The following is a 19155-nucleotide window of genomic DNA, read 5'->3' on the forward strand; positions in this document are numbered from 1 at the left end:
ACGGCCGATTAACCCTGCCCCGCGAGGGGGTCAAGGAAACGGCCGTTAATTCCTCTGGACGAAGCAGGCGGACAGACCTGCGGACTTGAGGCTGTTGCATGCCTGCGTCGCCTCCTCGGCCGAGCCATAGGGACCGGCGAAGGCGCGGTAGACGATGCCCTTGCCCTTGTCGGTGAGGTCGACGCGCTTGATCACCGGCGAACGGGACCCGAGCACACTGCCGTACTTGCTCTGAAGCACCCGATAGGACGCGGCGGCGCTGTCCTCGCTCTGCTGCGAGGAAACCTGCACGATGTAGCCCCCACCGCTGCTGGCGGGCGCAATTTGCGTCGGGTTGGTCGCAGCCATCCGCTGCGGAGGCTCGGCCGTCGGTCCCGATTGCGGCGCGAGCGACAAAGGCTGGTTGGCGCTGGCATTGGCCGACGTCGGTGGATTGCGCGGCGCGATTGGCGCAGGCGGCGCGGCAACAGGTTTTGGCGCAGTTGCGGGCTTGGCGGCTGCAGCCGATTGCGGCGTAGCGCTATCGGTCTGATCACCCTTCACAGCCACCGTCCTGATTGAGCGCGGCGAATTGTTCGGCAGTGTGCCGTTGCTCGGGGCCGCCCCCGCGCTCGGCGGCGGCACCATCGACGGCGACACGCTCGCCACCGACGGTGGATTCGCATTCTGGTTCAGCGGCGGGAACACCACGCGGGGACCAGCCGCTCTGGCATTGACGTCGACAGGCGCTTCCTCCCGCGGCACGATCTTCTCGGTGCCGTCACCGCTCACCATGCGATCCGGCACCTTGGCGGAGGAGTCCGTCGGCGCCGGCACGATCTTGGTCGGTGTGTTGTCGGCCTTGATGATCGGCGGCTCGCCGCTGCGGGGGGAGCCCGCATAGGTCTTGTAGGCGAAGGCAGCACCAGTCCCGGCCACGGCAAGCGCTAGGATCGCCGCGACTGTCATCATGCCGCCGCGCTGCTTCTTCGGCTCGTCAAGTTCGGCCTCAGGATAGTCGCTTTGGTAGGCGTAAGGATCGTCGGGGTAGGCCGGATCGCGCTGGTAGTCCTGCTCGCCTGTCTCGAGCCGGCCATAGAGCGCATCATCATAGCGCGACGGATCGGGCTGCGCGTACGGCTCCTGATAGGCCTGATCCTGATAAGCCTGACCGTGCTGCTGGTGGGCCTGATCCTGATAGGCTTGGGCTTGATAAGCGTGATCCTGATGGGCCTGCGATTGATGAAAGTCCGGCTCAGGCGCAGCTGCGGTCGGCTGGGCCGAATAGCGATGCAACGGATGAACCGGGTTTACGGAGACGGAATAGTCGGGCTCCGGCGCGGCTGTCGGCTGCGGCTGTACGTTGGCGCGCCGCATCCATGACGGCGGCCCGGGCGGCGGTGAGGCCTGCTCGGCATAAACCTGCCGATCATCGTCCTGGCGATAATCGTCTTCTCGATAACTCTGCGCGGGCGCTGCCGTCGGGCGTGCGGTCGGCGGCGACTGCGCTGCGAACGGATCGGTCTGTCCGATCAGACGGGCGAGCTCGGCCAAGGGATCATTTTCCGCCTTCCCATGCTGCTCGCTACCGCGACCATAGTCATCGGAGGGAAACGGTCTGTCCTGATATCGTTCGGCCATCGTGATGATGCGTCCCTTCGGGAAAGCCGCGCGCCCCTCGACCAAGGCACGGCTTTCGACCCACAAGGCTTTCAACCAAGTCTAAGCGATCCGGCTTCTGCCGGTTACCCCCGAATTCCTCTTAAGTAGTTCGCCCCAAACTACCGCATCTCGTCCGGGGCATGGACGCCGAGGATGGCGAGGCCCGATGCCAGGACTGAGACAACGCCCTGGACCATGGCCAGCCGCGCCTTCGTAAGATCTGCATCATTATTGATAATGAAGCGTAAATAGGGCAAATCGCGCCCCTTCGTCCAAAGTGCATGAAATTCGCTGGCTAAATCATAGAGATAAAAGGCAATTCGGTGCGGTTCGTGGGCCGCGGCGGCAGCTTCCAGCATGCGCGGAAAAATTGCGAGGCGCTTGAGAAGATCGAGTTCGACCGGGTCCGACAACCGTTCCACCGCCGACTCACTGAGCCAAGCGGTCCGCGCGCCGGTATCCTCCGGCAGTTCCGGGAACACCTCAGCCCGCGCGTTGCGGAAGATCGAGTGGCCGCGGGCGTGACCGTACTGAACGTAGAACACCGGGTTGTCGCGCGACTGTTCCACGACCTTGGCGAGGTCGAAGTCGAGCACCGCATCGTTCTTGCGGTAGAGCATCATGAAACGGACAGCATCCTGGCCCACCTCATCTACCACCTCACGCAGGGTGACGAAGTCCCCGCTCCGCTTCGACATTTTCACCGGCTCGCCGCTGCGCAGCAACTTCACGAGCTGCACGATCTTGACGTCGAGCGCGCCCTTGCCGGACGTCGTCGCCTTTACCGCCGCCTGCATCCGCTTGATGTAGCCGCCATGGTCGGCGCCCCAGACGTCGATCATCTCCGCAAAACCACGGTCGAACTTGTTCTTGTGGTAGGCGATGTCGGAGGCGAAGTAGGTGTAGGAATTGTCCGACTTGATCAGCGGCCGATCGACGTCGTCGCCGTAGGCAGTCGCCTTGAACAGCAACTGCTCGCGGTCTTCCCAATCCTCGACCGGCGCGCCCTTCGGCGGCGGCAGGCGTCCCTCGTAGATGTCGCCCTTGGCGCGCAGGAAATCGATGGTTTTGGCAACCTGGTTGTTGCCGTTCTCGATCAGCGAGCGCTCCGAGAAGAACACGTCGTGGCGGATGTTGAGCGCGGCGAGATCGTCCTTGATCTCCTCCATCATCATCGCGATCGCCTTGGCGCGCACGGTCGGCAGCCACTCCGCCTCGCTCATTCCGCGGAGCTTGTCGCCATGCTCCTTCGCCAGCGCCGCGCCGACCGGCTTCAGATAGTCACCGGGATAGAGTCCTTCCGGAATCGCGCCGATGTCCTCACCGAGCGCCTCGCGATATCGCAGGAACGCGGAGCGTGCGAGCACGTCGACCTGGGCGCCAGCGTCGTTGATGTAATATTCGCGCGTGACGTCGTGGCCTGCGAACTGAAGCAGGCTCGCCAGGGCGTCACCGAACACGGCGCCGCGGCAATGGCCGACATGCATCGGTCCGGTCGGATTGGCCGAGACATATTCGACGTTGACCTTGGAGCCGCCGCGGACGCGGCCGTAATCGGCGCCCTCGCGCAGCACCGTGCGCAGCGCCTCGGCCCAGGCGGCGGGACTCAGCGTCAAATTGATGAAGCCGGGACCGGCGACGTCGACCTTGGCGATCAGCGCATCGGCGCGCAGCCGCTCGGCGATCTGCTCGGCAAGATCGCGCGGCTTTGCCTTTGCCTCTTTCGCCAGCACCATCGCGGCGTTGGTCGCCATGTCGCCATGGGAAGCATCGCGGGGCGGCTCAACCACCATGCGCGAGAAATCGATGCCCTCAGGCCAGTTGGCGTCCACGGCCAGCGTACGGCAGGCGGCGTGCACGCGCGCGAGCACGTCGGCGAACAGGTGCAGGGATGAGGACGCGTCGGGCATGGCCGCCGCCTAACGCAAATCCGGGGTCGAGTCAAAGAGCCGCTGGTGCTCGGTCAGGGCGAAACGGTCGGTCATTCCGGCAATGAAATTGCCGATCCGACGGGCGCGGTCGCCCTCATTGTCTGCCTCCGCCCCCAGCAGCCATTCCGGCGGCAGTTCGGCCGGCACCTTCAGGTACTTTGCGAACAGGTCGAACAGGATCTGCTCCGCCTCCTCCATCACCCGCATCACCCGCTTGTGGCGGTACATGTGCTGGTAGAGGAAGGCCTTGATGGCGGCCTCCTCCTCGGCGACCTCGGCGGGGAACGCGATCAGCGCCCGGCTCTGCTGGCGCACGTCCTGCGCCGATTGCGGCTTGACCGCCGCAAGGTTCTTCTGCGCCTCGGCGAACACCGCACCGATCAGGTGCGAGATCAGCTCGCGCACCAGCTCGGCGCCGCGCCTGACATCTTCGAGATCGGGATAATGCGCCGAGGTCTCGGCGATGATCTCCGCCGTCAGCGGCATCACCTTGAGATCGCCGAGCTGGAACAGGCCGGCGCGTAGACCGTCATCGATGTCGTGAGCGTCATAGGCAATGTCGTCGGCGATCGCGGCGACCTGCGCCTCGAGCGAGGCGAAGCTCCATAATTCGAGATCATGCGTCTTGATGTAGTCGGCGATGCCGACGGGAACGCCGTGCTCGCGATAGCGTCCGATCGGCGCGCCGCTGCGATCGGTCAACGGGCCGTTGTGCTTGACGATGCCCTCCAGTGCTTCCCAGGTCAGATTCAGCCCATCGAACTCGGGATAGCGGTGCTCCAGCGCGGCGACGACGCGGAGCGTCTGGGCGTTGTGGTCGAAGCCGCCAAACTCCTTCAGGCAGGCGTCCAGTGCCCGCTCGCCGGCATGGCCGAACGGCGGATGGCCAAGATCATGGGCAAGCGCCAAGGTTTCGGTGAGATCCTCGTCCAGCCCGAGCTGCCGGGCCAGCGCACGGGCGATCTGGGCCACCTCGAGCGAATGGGTCAGCCGGGTGCGGTAGTGGTCGCCCTCGTGGAACACGAACACCTGGGTCTTGTACTTCAGGCGGCGGAACGCGGTGGAATGGATCACGCGGTCGCAATCGCGTCGGAACGGGCTGCGGGTCCGGCTCGGGGGCTCCGCGACTAGCCGGCCGCGGCTGCGATCGGGGTCGCAGGCAAAGGGCGCGCGGGGGGCTGCCATTCCGACGGACACGGCGAATTTAGTCCCTATCCATTTGATTCTGCGTATGGTGGCACTTAACTATGTCGGGCGCGGGATACCAAACGAATTGGGCAATGAACTTGGTATGACCGCGGGACTATCGGAGACGAACGATGACGACTGCCGTGACCATCAGCGACCGGGCCGCACGCCGGATTGGGGAGATCCTCAAGGGCGAAGGGTCAGGCGCGATGCTACGCATCTCCGTCGAGGGCGGCGGCTGCTCGGGTTTCCAGTACAAGTTCGACATCGACCGTGCCCGCACCGATGACGATCTCGTGATCGAGCAGGACAATGCTGTGGTGCTGGTCGATTCGGCCTCGCAGCCGTTCCTGGCGGGATCGCAGGTCGATTTCGTCGACGATCTGATCGGCGCCTCGTTCCGAGTCAACAATCCGAACGCGACTGCCTCGTGCGGCTGCGGGACCAGCTTCTCGATCTGAGCACCTACGCGCCGGTGATCTGCCTTTCCTCGTCCGTCCACTCCACCTCGACCGGCATCAGCTCCGGCCGAAGCGGCGCATCCTCCGACATGACGTGGCCGTCCAGCGCACGTAGCAGGGCCGCGACCAGCGCAGGCTTGCGCAGCGGCTTGGGCAGAAAGTCCGACATGCCGGCCTCGCGGCAGATCCTGACGTCTTCGGGGAAGGCGTTGGCGGTGAGCGCGATGATTGGCAGGACTTCGAAGCGCCCGCCTTGCGCACGGATCGCGCGGGTTGCGGCAAGTCCGTCCATGTCGGGCATGCGCACGTCCATCAGCACGACATCGTAGTCGCCTTCAGAGGCTGCCGCGACGGCGTCGACGCCGTCGGTGACGACGCGCAGCTCAACATCGAATCCGCCGAGCATCTTGCTCACGACCATGCGGTTGACGGCGTCGTCCTCGGCGACCAGCACCTTCAGCGGCCGGTCGAGCCCGGCGATGCGAGCCTTGAGCTCGTCGCCGTCGTCGCGGCCCGCATCGTGGTCTGACGCCTCCGCCTGGCTCCAGGGCAACACCAGGGTGAAGCGGAAAGTCGAGCCCTCGCCCGGCATCGAGGTAACGCCGATGGTGCCGCCCATCTGTTCGATGATGCGCCGGGAAATCGCAAGGCCAAGGCCGGTGCCGCCGAAACGGCGGCTGATCGAGGCGTCCGCCTGGGCGAAGTCGCTGAAGAGCTGGCCGAGCTTATCGGGGGCAATGCCGATGCCGCTATCGGTCACCGCCCATTCGACCGTCGCCAGCAGATCGCGCCGCGCCTGGCAGGTGGCCGAAACCCTCACCTCGCCTTCGTCGGTGAACTTCACCGCATTGGACACGAGGTTGAGCAGCACCTGGCGGATGCGCGCGGCGTCGCCGCGCAGCGTCGGCGGCAGGTTAGGATCGAGCTCGACCTTGACTGCAAGTCCCTTGCTCTTGGCGCTCGCGCGCGCCACGGTCGCGGCGGTCTCGACCAGCGCCCGCGGCGCAAAGTCGATCGCTTCCAACGCGAAGCGGCCGGCCTCGAGCTTGGACAGATCGAGGATGTCGTTGAGGATGCGCTGGAGATTGTCGCCGGACTCGCGGATCGTGGTGACGGCCTCGTGCTGCTCCGGATCGAGCTTTGTCTCCAGCAGCATGCTGGCAAGCCCGAGCACACCGTTCATGGGCGTGCGGATCTCGTGGCTCATCACCGCCAGGAAGTCGGACTTGGCGCGGCTCTCGGCTTCGGCCTTCTCCGCGCGCCAGCGTTCGGTCACGTCGCGGCCGAAGCCGCGATAGCCGAGGAACTGGCCGTCGCGATCGTGGGCGGGCTTCGCCGTCAGCGACCACAGCCGCGCCTCGCCGCCGGCGACGACCTTGATATTCATCTCATGCAGCGCCTCGGCCTGCTCCATCAGGCCGATGATGTTGTAGGCCGCGCTCTTGTCCTCGGGGCAGAGCATGTCGAGCACGTCGGCGAAGTGCGATCCCTTCAGGAGCTGAAGCGGCAGCTGCGCCACGTCCGCGAAGCGCTGGGGTACGTCGACGAGATGCCCTTCGGCATCGGTCTGCCACAGCCAGTCGCTGGCGTTCTCCTGAAAGTCCTTCAGCAGCAGCGAAATGATCTCGGTCTGCCGCTCAAGCTCGAGCTGGGCCTTGAGATTGCCGAGGAAGAGGTTGCCGTGGGAGACGATGTTGCGCGCCATGAAGAATGCGAACAGCAGCAGGAACACCGCGGTCACCAGATAGGGCCCGTCACCGCACAGTAGCATCGCACCGGCGCAGGCGATCGTCATGGTGGCGAGATAGACAAGGCCGGCACGCGGGAAGGTCGACAGCGTGAACGCGCCGCCCGACATCATGCCGACCATCAGGCAGGCCAGGATGAGCTGGCTGGTTGGCTCGATGCGGCTGAACAGCGCCAGCGGCAGCATGCCCCAGATCGCGGCGAGGAAGAACGCCTGCCGCAGCATCTGCCGCGCGGCACGCGGCGAGGCCTCCTGCGGCGGATTTCGATGCGACCGCCGCCACGAACGGACCGCGAGCGAGGCGGTGGCGGCGAGCGTCATACCCCAGATCGCGAGGACGTCGTTCCAGCCCCTGCCCCAGAACAGGATCAGAACGACGGCGACGTTGAGCATGGTGACGGCCATCGTCACCGGGATCAGCCGCGTCACCGCCTCGATCTGCTTGGCGCGGATGCGCCGCAGCTCGCGCTCGCTGAGATCGGCGGTCAGACCATCCTCGATCTCGAAGCCGCCTAGCCTATACAGCAACGCGCCGATCACGCCGTCGCGCGGCTCAGTTCGCGTCATGGATTTGTCCGGCCATCCCATCCGAGGCACCTTTTCGGCATCAATGACCCGTCGCGCGCTTAAGCCGGGTTAATTTTGTGGGAGATTCTGCGGCCGCCTTGACGGGCGCGTTTGCATTTTGTTCTAACGGTGGCCCCGCCTGGAGCCCCTCCCAATGCCCATCAGAGTAGCCACCTGGAACGTGAACTCGGTCCGGCAGCGGATCGACCTGCTGCTGACCTGGCTGAAGGAGTGCCAGCCGGACATCGTCTGCCTCCAGGAGATCAAGTGCGTCGATGAGGCCTTCCCCCGGCTGGAGATCGAGGCGCTCGGCTACAACGTGGTTACGCATGGGCAGAAGACCTTCAATGGCGTCGCCCTGCTCTCCAAGCTCCGGTTCGACGAGACCAAATCGGGACTCGCCGGCGATGACGAGGATGCGCATGCCCGCTTTCTCGAAGGCGTGGTAACGCTCAAGCAGGGCGTCTTGCGCATCGCCTGCCTCTATCTGCCCAACGGCAATCCGGTCGGCACCGACAAATATCCCTATAAGCTCAAATGGATGTCGCGGCTTCTTGAGTATTCGAAGGAACGCCTTAAGGAGGAGGTCCCGCTGATCCTCGCGGGCGACTTCAACGTCATCCCGCATGCCCGCGACGTCCACAACCCCGCCGCCTGGACCGAGGATGCCCTGTTCAAGGCCGAGACGCGGGAGAGCTTTCAATCCCTGCTCGGGCTCGGCCTGACCGATGCCTTGCGGGCGGTCACGGATGAGCCCGGGCTCTACACCTTCTGGGATTACCAGGCCGGGGCCTGGCAGAAGAACCAGGGCCTGCGCATCGACCATCTCCTGCTGTCGCCGCAGGCCAGCGACCGGCTCGCCAATGTCGGCATCGACAGCTATGTGCGCGGTTGGGAGAAGCCGTCGGACCACGTGCCGGTATGGGCGGATCTCGATCTTGAGGCGGCATAAGAGCCGCCTCTGCAGATCACTCCCGGCGGCCCTGCACCCACTGCTCCAGCATTTGCAGGCACATGGCGCGGTCGTCGTCGGAGGCCTTGGCGAAGGCGCGGTTATAGCTTTCCTTGATCCAGGTCTCCTCGGCCCCGGCGCTGTCACGCGCCAGCGTCAGCCACATCAGGCCGCGCGCGACCTGCCGCGGCAGGCGGTCGCCGTTGAACAGCATCTGGCCAAGCAGGGCCTGCGCCTGATGCTGGCCCTTTTGTGCGGCGAGGCCGAGCCAGCGCGCGCCGTAGCGAAAATCCTCGCGCGAGGCGTCCGGCGTCTTCAGGTACAGGCGGGCCAGATCATACTGCGCGTCCGCGTTGCCGAAATAAGACGCGGCATAGGAGAACATCTCCCGCGCCCGCTCCGGATCCGACTTGATCTTCGAGTTCGGGATACCGCTGAGATAATAGCGGCCGAGCGCGACGAAGGCGTTGGCCACGATCTGCGCCTGCGGCGCCGACGGACTGTCCTCGGCATGCGCATTGGCGATGCGGCTGAAATATTCGAAGGCGCGCAGATCGTCCTGGGCGACGCCGTCGCCATTGGCGTACATGCGGCCGAGCTTCCACTGCGCGATGGGGTGGCCGCCCTCGGCGGCATATTGCAGGGCGCTAAGCGAGGTTTCCTGGGTTACGACCGCCGGCGGAATTCGGCTGCGAACCGTATTCGCGGCGCCCGGCAAGGTGGTCACGACCGGGATGGTCGCGTCCTTGTTCACCGGCGCACCGTCGAAGGCGAGCGCCGGTGCGGCCAGCGCTATAGCCCCCAACACAAACGCAACTATGGCACGCCTAGATGTCCGCATAGCACTGTTTCTCGTGCGCGCCGCCCGGATGGGTCACCGCCCCCCCGAGCGCTGGTCCAACCTGCTGAGCATACTTCCAGAGCGCACCCGACGTGTGGTTAGTCGCGCGAGGTGCCCATTTGGTCTTGCGCTGGGCGAGCTCCTGGTCGCTCAATTTTACGTTAAGGGTACCGGCGACGGCATCGATCTCGACGATGTCGCCGTCCTCGAGCAGCCCGATCGGGCCGCCAATCGCGGCCTCGGGCCCGACATGACCGATGCAGAAGCCGCGAGTCGCGCCGGAGAAGCGGCCGTCGGTGATGAGCGCGATCTTGCCGCCCATGCCCTGGCCAGTCAGCGCTGCGGTGGTCTGGAGCATTTCCCGCATGCCGGGACCGCCCTTCGGCCCCTCGTAGCGGATCACGATGACTTCGCCTTCGCGATAGGTGCGCTTCTGGACCGCCTCGAAAGCATCCTCCTCACGGTCGAAGCACCTGGCCGGACCGGTGAACCTGAGGTTGGACATTCCCGCGACTTTCACGATCGCACCTTCTGGCGCCAAATTGCCCTTCAGACCGACCACACCGCCCGTGACGGTGATGGGTTTGTCTGCCGGGTGCACCACGTCCTGGTGCGGATTCCATTTCACGCTCTTGAGGTTTTCGGCGATCGTTCGACCGGTGACGGTGAGGCAATCACCGTGAAGAAATCCGTTGTCGAGCAGCGTCTTCATCAGAAGCGGGATGCCGCCAACTTCAAACATGTCTTTGGCGACATAACGGCCGCCCGGCTTCAAATCCGCGACATATGGTGTCTTTTTGAAGATTTCGGCGACGTCGAACAAGTCGAACTTGATGCTCGCCTCGTGCGCGATCGCCGGTAGGTGCAGCGCAGCATTGGTCGAGCCGCCGGACGCGGCGACCACGGCGGCCGCATTCTCCAGCGCCTTGCGGGTGACGATGTCGCGCGGCCGGATGTTGGAGGCGATCAGGTCCATCACCTTCTCGCCCGCGGTCATGCAGAAGGCGTCGCGGATTTCATAAGGTGCCGGCGCACCGGCTGAGTATGGCAGCGCAAGGCCAATCGCCTCGGAGACAGTCGCCATGGTGTTGGCCGTGAACTGCGCGCCGCAGGCACCCGCCGAGGGACAGGCCACGCGCTCGATCTCGTCGAGGTCCTCGTCCGACATGGCGCCAACCGAATGCTTGCCGACCGCCTCGAACATGTCCTGCACCGTGACCTGCTGGCCGCGGAAATTGCCGGGCAGGATCGAGCCGCCGTAAATGAAAATCGACGGCACGTTGAGGCGGACCATAGCCATCATCATGCCCGGCAGCGACTTGTCGCAGCCGGCGAGGCCGACGAGCGCATCATAGGCGTGGCCGCGAACCGTCAACTCGACCGAGTCGGCGATGCATTCGCGCGACGGCAGCGAGGAGCGCATGCCATCATGGCCCATGGCGATGCCGTCGGTGACGGTGATGGTGCAGAATTCGCGCGGAGTGCCGCCGGCCGATGCGACCCCCTTCTTCACCGCCTGTGCTTGACGCATCAAAGCGATGTTGCAGGGCGCAGCCTCGTTCCAGCACGAGGCGACGCCGACGAAAGGCTGGTGGATCTGCTCGGTAGTCAGACCCATCGCGTAGAAGTAGGAGCGATGAGGCGCGCGCGCAGGACCTTCCGTCACGTGACGGCTCGGCAGCCTCTGCTTGTCGATCTTCGCGCGCATCGCAAACCAGTTTCCCCGGTCAACCCTTTCAGACCCGAAAAATCAGAGCCAAGATTTGAATCGACCTTGGGATTTCCCGTCGCCGTCGAAGACTGGCCGCTACCCTTAAAACATTAGAGTGATTTTATTCATGTTCGGGTGTGGCTAAAAAGCGGCGACGACGCGAACGGTCGGTGATCAAAGTTAAATCCGGGGGAGTGTTGCGCGGATAGCACAATCGTGGCTCGGAAGACACGGATAAGCCTACAGTGATACCTCGCGGCGAGGCCCAATCTCCGACTTGAAGGAGCGAAGAAGCTCCGCCCGGATCTGGTTGGTGACAGGAAGCGCGGCTGCACTGAGTCGGGGACCCGCTTTGCCTGATCATGTCCGTGCACACCTCGCTCGTGTCCGCGACAAGCTCCACATCGCCAGGCAAGCCCGGCGCTGGCGTCCGGAGCACGAGGGAGGTGTGACACACCGCCGTCGGCGCATCGCAATGATGGATCGAGAGGGGATATCGTAACTCTCCGACGTGCATTTCAACGCGCAGACACGCCTTCGCATCCTCGCGGCGCATTTCGCCCGAGCTTTGCTTCGTCGCTCCACCCTCAAAGCCGGGAGGGCGCAGGGGCGGCCGGGTGCTGACCTGGCACCCACGGTCCGCTGTGCGAAAGGCACACGCAGAAAACTGCACAGCGGCATACAGGTGAAGCCCAACACACGGCCTTCCCTGCGCAGTGGTTTGACGGCTTATGCCGCGCTCTCCTGGGAGCCGAATTCGTTCTGGCCTCCCTCGCCCTCGTAGAAGTCACGGACACCGCGCCGGTTGACGCCCATGCCGCATCCGCCAGGGCTTGACCGTAGCAACGACGGCCAGGACCACACGGTTTTGCCGTACGCGCGGCTCGCCTGCGCCGCAGGGTTCGACGGCGTTGTGCACTTTGCCATCGACATGCTGGCGCGACGAACCTGACAGCGCCGTCCGTCTGCGCGAAGCTCAAGGGCTCACGGAGAGCAATCCGCCCTGCCCTTGGCCTTTCGCGCCCGACGCTGCCGCGTCCACCGCAAGCCCGGCTCCGCGATCATCACGACACATGATCGCCCCTCTCGGATGAGCCGGGATGCACGACACATACGTCATTTCCGAATTTCGGTAAAGCGGAATATTTTTGAACGCGCCGCTTGACACGGGACAGGCCGAAATTGCCTGGTGTTTTGCCCGTCGGGATGTGCTCAGGCATTCCGCAGCGCGCGGACGAACGGATCGCCCACACGGACGATCTCGCAGACGGCGACGAGACCGGCGAGCCACACGGCACTGGTGAGCCCAATGCGCGTCACGATGGCAGCGGTGAAGGCGCCCTCTCCGCCGAGGGCCGGCGTCGCGGCGAGCAGCGCGAGCTCATAGGCCGCATAGGCGGCAACGAGCGTGACGGCCAGCGCCAGCGGCCTGCGGCCCTGCGGCAGCGTACGCAGCACGGCGGACGAAACGGCGGTCGCCAGCAGCACGGCCGCGCCGGTCGCAAAACCCCAGGCGATGGTGCTGCCGTCGATAGGGTAATGCAGCGCGCCGAAGCCGATGGCCTGGTTCACGAGCCAGACGCCGGTGACGACGAGCAGTGCCGGCCGCAGCGGCAGCATCGCGGCCGCGACAACCGCGAAGGCCGCAAACGGCGTGGCGCAGGCGAACGCGAAGCTTCCGAGCGCGCCTGACACCGCCAACAGCGCAAAACAGAACATCCGCGCAAGGCGCGGCGCGACGGGGTGAAGCCGGAAACGGTCGTCATGAGATGGCAGGATGAGAGCCATGGTGATCTCCAGACGGTCGTCTTACCACGTCTGGTGATGATTTACGATTTACGCAAGCCAGCACGATCAGGCCGGCGTTCTCTCGGAGCGCGTCCGGACCACGGCCCGTTCGCCGGCGTCGACGAGCTGGCCGATACCGGTTCGGCCCATAAGCGCGCACCGGACGATGTTTTCAGCGACCGACCTCCGGAAGCCATAGTCCTCGCCATCGGGGCGACCGCGGCAGATCCGGTCCAACGCCAATTTCATGTTGATCCGTGTGCGGGTGTCGAAGTGCTCGCTGATCATTCGCCCGGCCTCGATGGGTTGATGTTGGGCAGAAACGCCCGCCGGTGGGCCCGGTTCCAAATCGGAGATCAAGGGACGTCCCGTCAGACTGCGAGTGCGTGGCGACTTACGTCCGCCCGCGCGGGCGCTGGGCTTGCGCCCACGCAACGGCGACGTCGCGTGGCGGAACATCGATGCGCTTGATCGGCGTCAGTTCGCCGGAGGCGGAGACGATCGCGGTCTCCTCGCGGCGGCAGCGCGGGCACACGAAGCGGACTTCGTGCGGGGACGCCGACCAGCTTGAACGTTTGACGTTGGCAGCCATCGGCCAGGCGTCGCAATGCGAGCACGACACCAGGAACCGGCCGGGATCGAGCATACCCATTCCATCGAACTCCGCGTCCTGCCCGCTTCCTCAATGATTAATCCATGTGAATCGTTCCGGTGCCTAGGCACCGCCGGGCTTGGCGCGTCAGGGACTTTGGATCAGTGCGCCCCCTTGAGGGTGCAGGAGGTCGTGCAGGTCACCGTGGTGCCGCGATCGCATGCTTTGCAGGCGCTGACGCACTGGTTCATGTCGCGGGGATTGTAGCTGCTGTAGTTTCGCATCGGGCAGGTCGAGGCCGAGCCGGTGATGTCCTGCTCCTGATTGCAGGCTGCCATCATGAGCGCGACTGTGATCACTGCAACGAGGCGCATGGGATTGCCCGTCGAACATGGCAAGTGACACTCGCGGGGCGCGCTGCATTGCAACGAATCCCGGCCTTCCCACCACGAACCGTCGCCGATCAGCGACATCCGCATGCTGCGAGAATGCGCGCCAAATGTTAAGAACGGATTGCAGCCGGCCTCAGGCCGCGGCCCTGGTCGCGATCGCCTGCCGCGTGTCCAGCGCCAGCTGGCGGTACTGTTCTCCGAGATTCAGATAGAACTCGCGCTTGGCGCTGTCGGTCGCGAGCTTGGCGATCAGCTCGCACTCCGCGGTGAGCGTCTCGAACCGTTCGAGCCTGTCCTCAAGATGTGTCATCGGCGTGTCCCCATCAGACGCCTCAAGGACATCAAGCCTAAGCCCGGGAAATAGGTCACGGCGAACATCGTTATGAACCAGAATCGTTTTTTCCGGTCTGCGGCGAAGGACGGCAGGCACGGCTATTTCTGCTCCAACCGCCAGGCGCCATCCCAACCGCCGTCGGGCGGGTTGGCCTCGAACTGCGTGATGCGGCCGAGCAGCGTGCGCGAAGGACCGTCGCCCGGGACCGCTTCGAGCGCGGCGTTGAAGGCGGCGCGGGCATCGCCGAAGCGCCGGGCGCGATAGGCGGAGAGACCTTCGGCATAGTGCGTGCGCAGGCTCGCTTGGGCATCGGTGAGTGCGTTGGCCCTGCCCATCACCTCGAAAACAGCTTGCGGTGCGCTCTGGCCCGCCACCGCGAGACGATCGATCTCGCGCAGCTCGAGGCGCGCGCCGACCGCCTCTGCCGTTGCCTGCGAGATCAGGATGCGGGTCCCATACGCCTTGTTGGCGGCCTCCAGCCGCGAGGCGAGGTTCACGGCGTCGCCCATCACGGTAAAGCTCATCATCAGCTCGGAGCCGATGCTGCCGGTCAGGACCTCGCCGGTGGCGATGCCGATGCGCAGATCGCAGGGCGCCGGCATGGCGCGGATGCCGAGCAGATCCGGCAGCTGCTTCTGGAGCGCGGGCACCTGATCGGCCATCTCGATGGCGGCAAGGCCGGCGAGCATCGCCTGCTCGTCCTCCTCGATAAAGGGCGGCCCCCAATAGGACATGATGGCGTCGCCGATATATTTGTCGATGACGCCGCGATTGCTGCGGATGGGGCCGGACATCACCGTGAAATAGTGGTTCATCACCTTGACGAGACCGCGCGGCGTCATGCCTTCGCTCATCGAAGTGAAGCCGCTCATGTCGCAGAACATGATGGTCATGACCCGACGCTGGCCCTCGATGGCGACCTCCGGCCGGTCAATCAGGCCCTGCACCACCTTGGGGTCGATGTAGCGCCCGAAGGTCTCGCGGATGCGTTCGTTGTGGCGCAACTGCTCGATCATGCGGTTGAAGGCCGCGGCAAGCTCGCCGATCTCGTCCTGCGTGGAAACGGTGATCGGCTTGTCGAACCGACCCGCCTCGACCTCGCGGGTGCCAGCGAGCAGCAGTCGCACCGGGCGCGTGATACCGCTACTCACGAGCAGCGCAAAGGCAAATCCGACGATCGCTGCGAGTAGGGTCACGACGCCCGACACGATGATCGTCTGGTGCTGGCGGCTGATCACCTGCGACGTGCTGAAGAAAACCTGCGCCAGCATGTCGGTGCGGATCGCATCGATCTTCTGGTTGAACTGGTCGCGCAGCGCATCGATGTGCTCCAGCGTGCCGCGGGCCTCCGCCATCTGCTTGGCATCGACCTGCTTGACCAGCTTTCCGTGGTCCTCGTCAAGATCGCGGCGCAGCTCAGTGACGGCGGTCTCGATGCGGAGCTCGATCCGCGCCAGCGCGGCATAGTCGGACGGGGTCCTGGGATCGTCGATGATGGCGTTGATGAGCTTGCGTGCACTCTCGGCTTCCTCCTCGATCTTGCGGTCGGTTTGATCGAACTCGCGCAGGCGCGCCGCATAGGCCTCCTCGTCCGATGGCGACTGCATCTTGGTCATGACCATGCGCCGCAGTGCCAACGCCCGTTCCAGCGAACGGACGTTGGCCCGCGCCAGATGCCCATAGGCCGGGATGTAACGGTTGGTCAGCTCGTCCAAGAGCACGCCGACCTGGCTCGACATCACCATCGACAGGATCGAGGTGATCAACATGAGAACGATCAATCCGAGGGCGACCCCGACGATCTTGCGCCGAATCGACTGGTTGAAAATCGGCATAGGTGCAGGGCAAAGGCTGAAAGGATGAACGATGGAACTCAATACACCGGAATTGGTCGTAGGGACACGCACAATCTGGCGGGCCTGACGTCCTGAACCTACACAACCCCTGCGAGAGCCCACTAACAGAGGTTTAAAGGCGCTGTCCTTCCACCATTTCGCACGTTCCCGAGTTCCCATCCGTATTTTGCCGCATTGTTGCGGGAGCGTGAGAAATGCGAAACGATGTCATGACATCGTTTTGGTGTCTTTTTTTGATTCTCAAGCCGCATGTCGTCGCGGACCTTGGTTTGTAGTGGTTTCGCAGGGGGGCCATGGAATGAACCAGTGCCTACGCTCGCTCGCGTGTGTCGTTGCCGTGGCCGCGATCGCCCTCCTTCCCACGGCGTTGGCGGCGAAGAGCAGTCATAAATCATCTGCTCCGAAGAAGACGAATGAGGCGAAGGCCGGCAAGCACCGCCATGCCTCGGCCGCCAAGGCGCGGCACGGCAAGCACGCCGAAGCCAAGCGCAAGTCGAAGAAGACGGTCGAGGTACCCTCGGATAAGCCGGCACCGCCGCCGCTGACCGGCGATCTCGCCGCGCTGAGGGATGCGATCGACCTCGCGCGCAAGGGCAAGACCGAGGATGCGGGCGCCGCACGCGACCGCATCACTGACCCCGCCGGACAGAAGCTTGTGGACTGGTTCATGCTGCGCCATTCCGAGAGCACGGCGAATTTCAAGCGCTACGCCGCCTTCCTCGCCGCCAATCCGGACTGGCCGAGCAGCGCTCTGCTGCGCCGGCGCGCCGAGGCGCGGCTGTGGCAGGAGAAGAGCGAGCCGGCCATCGTGCACAAATTCACCATGGACCGGCCGACCAGCGCCAAGGGCAGGTTCGCGCTGGCCCGTGTGCTGCTCACTGAAGGCGAGACCGACAGGGCCGCGCGTCTCGTGCGCGAGGCCTGGCGCACGGATGAATTGTCCGAGCGGAGCGAAGAAGACTCCTACGCGGCGTTCCACGACCTTCTATCCACCGACGATCACCGCGCGCGCATGGACAAGCGTCTCGGCGCCAAGGACTACGCAGGCGCACGACGCGCAGCCAAACGTCTCGGCGAGGATGCGCTCGCGATCGTAAAGGCCTGCGCCGCCGTCACCGGCAAGGCTAGCAAGGCCAAGGACTATCTCGAGGACGTCTCGACCGAGGCGCGGCGCGATCTCGGCTATGTACTGTGCCGCGCCCAATGGCATCTTCAGAACGACCGCATCGACGACGCAGCCGAGGTGATCCTCACCGCCCTGCCCGACACGATGGCGGCGCAGGACACCGATGCCTGGTGGCGCGAGCGCCGCCTGCTGGCACGCAAGCTGCTCGACCAGGGCAAGTTCAAGACCGCCTACGACGTGGTGCGCACGGCCGCGGTGCCGGAAAAGGAAGTCTACCGCGTCGACTACCATTTCATGTGCGGCTGGATCGCGCTGCGCTATCTCGACGATCCCAAGACGGCGATGGTGCACTTCGCCGCAATCGACGAAGGCTCGGCCAATCCGATCGCGCTGTCGCGCGCCCATTACTGGCGCGGCCGCGCCGCCGAAGCGATGGGCGCCACCGTCGACGCCCGCATGAGCTACAAGGCGGCGGCGCGCTATCAGACCGCCTATTACGGCCAGCTCGCCCGCGCAAAGCTTGGCCTCGACCGGATCGAGCTACGTGCGCCCTCCCCGGTGTTGGCCACTGCCGACACGCAATTGGCGGACGAACGCGTGCGCGCCGCCAACATGCTCTACGATATCGGCGAGCGCGGCGTGGTGTTCTATTATGCCGAGGATTTTGCCAAGGAGAGCACCGAGCTCGCGGCGCTCGAAGCCCTCGCCGAGCTCGCGGGCCGGCGCAGCGATGCGCGCGTGATGCTGGAGATCGGCAAATCGGCGCTGGCACGCGGGCTTGCGCTCGACCACTATGCCTTCCCCACCATCGGCGTTCCCGAGCACAAACAGGTCGCGCCCGCGATCGAGACCAGCGTGATCTATTCGGTGGCGCGCACCGAAAGCTCGTTCGACCAGCGCGACAAGTCGCCGGCCAATGCGGTCGGGCTGATGCAGGTGACGCCGGAAGCGGGCCGCGACACCGCCAAACGCTTCGGCCTGACCTATGACTGGAACAGGATGGTCTCCGATCCCGTCTACAACACGCAGATGGGCGCGGCCGAGCTCAGCGCGCTGTTCTCGGAATATCGCGGCAACCAGATCATGACCTTCGCCGGCTACAATGCCGGCCGCGGTCGCGTGCGCGAATGGGTGCAGGCGCGTGGCGATCCCAGAGACCCCAAGGTCGATCCGGTCGACTGGGTCGAGCGCATCCCGCTGTCGGAGACGCGCAACTACGTCCAGCGCGTGATCGAGAACGTGCTGGTCTACCGCGCACGGTTCGAAGACAGCGGCATGATCGCCGGCAAGAGCGACCAGCGCGTCGTCACGCACGAAGCTGGCGCAACCGCACCCGTGGCGGCCGCAGCACCTGCTCCCTAGTCAACGCCGCCCGGGGCTGAACGCGGCGCCTGCAAGGTTACGGTGCTGCGGCTTCCACGCGCGTGCAGTCGCGCAGCTAGGTGTCACCTCCTTCCATCGTGATCAGATCGCGACCGTCCAAATATGCGCCGGTCAACGCTCTTGCGAAGGTCCAGGCGTGTATCGTGCAGCTCCAGCACGAGACGGCCGTCAGGACCGCCAACGTCTCGATCATGTTTCCAGCGAACTCGACGTTCTCGGCGGCCCGTTCTGTCCACCCGGGCATCGACCATCGCATAAACGTGACGAGTTCGCCGCGGCGGTAGCAATCGTAGTCACAGTAACGGCGCTGCGTCCGCACATGCCGGACATAGCCGGAGCGGATTGACCGCGAGCATGTGCTGCACGTGACGGCGGGCAACGGGGGGTCGTGATTGACCACCACGAATTTCATGAAGCCGCCCTCACGCCATCTTTGGCGAGCGCTTCGCAGAACAGCGCGTAGCACTGATAGTCGCAGTAAGGCAGACCTGTCCGAATCTCGCGGAGATAGCTGCTGCTGATCGGCTCGCAGCACTGCATGCACCAGGTCTTCCGGAACGGAGTCCGGCCGTTCACCAATACGAACGCGAATCTCACGTGGCACCTCCCAAAGCGAAGCAGTAAACGCTGTCCAACGGAGAAAGT

16 protein-coding genes are annotated in these 19155 nt (G+C 64.8%); 3 read left to right on the forward strand and 13 right to left on the reverse strand.

Annotated elements, in window-relative coordinates:
• Positions 1 to 45: 45 nt before the first annotated feature.
• From IVA78_RS06165 to IVA78_RS06175, 3 genes are all read right to left on the reverse strand, one after another.
• Positions 46 to 1620: an SPOR domain-containing protein gene (locus tag IVA78_RS06165; RefSeq protein ID WP_247464825.1), complete on the reverse strand. Its 1575-nt coding sequence runs from the start codon at positions 1618 to 1620 to the stop codon at positions 46 to 48.
• A gap of 140 nt (positions 1621 to 1760) precedes the next feature.
• Positions 1761 to 3551, reverse strand: coding sequence for an arginine--tRNA ligase (argS, locus tag IVA78_RS06170; protein WP_247418364.1), 1791 nt, complete (start codon positions 3549 to 3551; stop codon positions 1761 to 1763).
• Between the two features lie 9 nt (positions 3552 to 3560).
• Positions 3561 to 4769 carry a deoxyguanosinetriphosphate triphosphohydrolase gene (locus IVA78_RS06175; RefSeq protein WP_247418365.1) on the reverse strand — a complete coding sequence of 403 codons (1209 nt, stop codon included), beginning with the start codon at positions 4767 to 4769 and terminating at the stop codon, positions 3561 to 3563.
• Between the two features lie 122 nt (positions 4770 to 4891).
• Here IVA78_RS06175 and erpA point away from each other — a divergent pair, with 122 nt between their 5' ends.
• Positions 4892 to 5221, forward strand: coding sequence for an iron-sulfur cluster insertion protein ErpA (gene erpA / locus IVA78_RS06180; RefSeq protein ID WP_025036472.1), 330 nt, complete (start codon positions 4892 to 4894; stop codon positions 5219 to 5221).
• 4 nt (positions 5222 to 5225) lie between these two features.
• Here erpA and IVA78_RS06185 read toward each other — a convergent pair whose 3' ends face one another.
• Entirely contained in the window at positions 5226 to 7556 is a 2331-nt protein-coding gene (locus IVA78_RS06185) for a PAS domain-containing sensor histidine kinase (RefSeq protein WP_247464828.1), read from the reverse strand.
• Between the two features lie 133 nt (positions 7557 to 7689).
• Here IVA78_RS06185 and xth point away from each other — a divergent pair, with 133 nt between their 5' ends.
• Positions 7690 to 8487 (forward strand): exodeoxyribonuclease III, encoded by a 798-nt coding sequence (gene xth / locus IVA78_RS06190; protein WP_247276006.1) that lies wholly within the window; start codon positions 7690 to 7692, stop codon positions 8485 to 8487.
• A 16-nt stretch (positions 8488 to 8503) separates the two neighbouring features.
• Here the strand turns inward: xth and IVA78_RS06195 are convergent, their stop codons facing one another.
• The 8 genes from IVA78_RS06195 to IVA78_RS06230 form a co-directional block, all read right to left on the reverse strand.
• The gene (locus IVA78_RS06195) at positions 8504 to 9328 is read right to left on the reverse strand and encodes a tetratricopeptide repeat protein (RefSeq protein ID WP_247276005.1); all 825 of its coding nucleotides are present in this window, start codon (positions 9326 to 9328) and stop codon (positions 8504 to 8506) included.
• Positions 9315 to 11036 (reverse strand): dihydroxy-acid dehydratase, encoded by a 1722-nt coding sequence (gene ilvD / locus IVA78_RS06200; protein WP_247276004.1) that lies wholly within the window; start codon positions 11034 to 11036, stop codon positions 9315 to 9317. Before ilvD ends, IVA78_RS06195 begins: the two co-directional genes overlap by 14 nt.
• A gap of 1215 nt (positions 11037 to 12251) precedes the next feature.
• Positions 12252 to 12827, reverse strand: a complete 576-nt coding sequence (locus IVA78_RS06205) for a hypothetical protein (protein WP_247276003.1) — start codon at positions 12825 to 12827, stop codon at positions 12252 to 12254.
• A gap of 66 nt (positions 12828 to 12893) precedes the next feature.
• The gene (locus IVA78_RS06210) at positions 12894 to 13115 is read right to left on the reverse strand and encodes a hypothetical protein (protein ID WP_247354391.1); all 222 of its coding nucleotides are present in this window, start codon (positions 13113 to 13115) and stop codon (positions 12894 to 12896) included.
• A gap of 106 nt (positions 13116 to 13221) precedes the next feature.
• A complete protein-coding gene (locus tag IVA78_RS06215) occupies positions 13222 to 13479 on the reverse strand; it encodes a hypothetical protein (RefSeq protein WP_247276001.1) in 258 nt (85 codons plus the stop codon).
• A 101-nt stretch (positions 13480 to 13580) separates the two neighbouring features.
• Entirely contained in the window at positions 13581 to 13793 is a 213-nt protein-coding gene (locus IVA78_RS06220; protein ID WP_247276000.1) for a hypothetical protein, read from the reverse strand.
• 151 nt (positions 13794 to 13944) lie between these two features.
• Positions 13945 to 14121: a hypothetical protein gene (locus IVA78_RS06225; RefSeq protein WP_247275999.1), complete on the reverse strand. Its 177-nt coding sequence runs from the start codon at positions 14119 to 14121 to the stop codon at positions 13945 to 13947.
• Positions 14122 to 14243: 122 nt separating this feature from the next.
• Positions 14244 to 15980, reverse strand: a complete 1737-nt coding sequence (locus tag IVA78_RS06230; RefSeq protein WP_247275998.1) for an adenylate/guanylate cyclase domain-containing protein — start codon at positions 15978 to 15980, stop codon at positions 14244 to 14246.
• 319 nt (positions 15981 to 16299) lie between these two features.
• Here IVA78_RS06230 and IVA78_RS06235 point away from each other — a divergent pair, with 319 nt between their 5' ends.
• Positions 16300 to 18489, forward strand: coding sequence for a lytic transglycosylase domain-containing protein (locus tag IVA78_RS06235; RefSeq protein WP_247418370.1), 2190 nt, complete (start codon positions 16300 to 16302; stop codon positions 18487 to 18489).
• Between the two features lie 76 nt (positions 18490 to 18565).
• Here IVA78_RS06235 and IVA78_RS06240 read toward each other — a convergent pair whose 3' ends face one another.
• Positions 18566 to 18922 carry a hypothetical protein gene (locus IVA78_RS06240; protein ID WP_247275996.1) on the reverse strand — a complete coding sequence of 119 codons (357 nt, stop codon included), beginning with the start codon at positions 18920 to 18922 and terminating at the stop codon, positions 18566 to 18568.
• Positions 18923 to 19155 lie beyond the last annotated feature (233 nt).

The sequence above is a fragment of the Bradyrhizobium sp. 137 genome, assembly GCF_023074095.1.
GTDB lineage: Bacteria > Pseudomonadota > Alphaproteobacteria > Rhizobiales > Xanthobacteraceae > Bradyrhizobium.

Excerpts from the sequence above, each read along its gene's own strand:
- IVA78_RS06165 (WP_247464825.1), bottom strand. The coding sequence starts at position 1,620 with ATGGCCGAACGATATCAGGACAGACCGTTTCCCTCCGATGACTATGGT.
- argS (WP_247418364.1), bottom strand. The coding sequence starts at position 3,551 with ATGCCCGACGCGTCCTCATCCCTGCACCTGTTCGCCGACGTGCTCGCG.
- erpA (WP_025036472.1), top strand. The coding sequence starts at position 4,892 with ATGACGACTGCCGTGACCATCAGCGACCGGGCCGCACGCCGGATTGGG.
- IVA78_RS06185 (WP_247464828.1), bottom strand. The coding sequence starts at position 7,556 with ATGGGATGGCCGGACAAATCCATGACGCGAACTGAGCCGCGCGACGGC.
- xth (WP_247276006.1), top strand. The coding sequence starts at position 7,690 with ATGCCCATCAGAGTAGCCACCTGGAACGTGAACTCGGTCCGGCAGCGG.
- IVA78_RS06195 (WP_247276005.1), bottom strand. The coding sequence starts at position 9,328 with ATGCGGACATCTAGGCGTGCCATAGTTGCGTTTGTGTTGGGGGCTATA.
- ilvD (WP_247276004.1), bottom strand. The coding sequence starts at position 11,036 with ATGCGCGCGAAGATCGACAAGCAGAGGCTGCCGAGCCGTCACGTGACG.
- IVA78_RS06205 (WP_247276003.1), bottom strand. The coding sequence starts at position 12,827 with ATGGCTCTCATCCTGCCATCTCATGACGACCGTTTCCGGCTTCACCCC.
- IVA78_RS06210 (WP_247354391.1), bottom strand. The coding sequence starts at position 13,115 with ATGATCAGCGAGCACTTCGACACCCGCACACGGATCAACATGAAATTG.
- IVA78_RS06215 (WP_247276001.1), bottom strand. The coding sequence starts at position 13,479 with ATGGGTATGCTCGATCCCGGCCGGTTCCTGGTGTCGTGCTCGCATTGC.
- IVA78_RS06220 (WP_247276000.1), bottom strand. The coding sequence starts at position 13,793 with ATGCGCCTCGTTGCAGTGATCACAGTCGCGCTCATGATGGCAGCCTGC.
- IVA78_RS06225 (WP_247275999.1), bottom strand. The coding sequence starts at position 14,121 with ATGACACATCTTGAGGACAGGCTCGAACGGTTCGAGACGCTCACCGCG.
- IVA78_RS06230 (WP_247275998.1), bottom strand. The coding sequence starts at position 15,980 with ATGCCGATTTTCAACCAGTCGATTCGGCGCAAGATCGTCGGGGTCGCC.
- IVA78_RS06235 (WP_247418370.1), top strand. The coding sequence starts at position 16,300 with ATGAACCAGTGCCTACGCTCGCTCGCGTGTGTCGTTGCCGTGGCCGCG.
- IVA78_RS06240 (WP_247275996.1), bottom strand. The coding sequence starts at position 18,922 with ATGAAATTCGTGGTGGTCAATCACGACCCCCCGTTGCCCGCCGTCACG.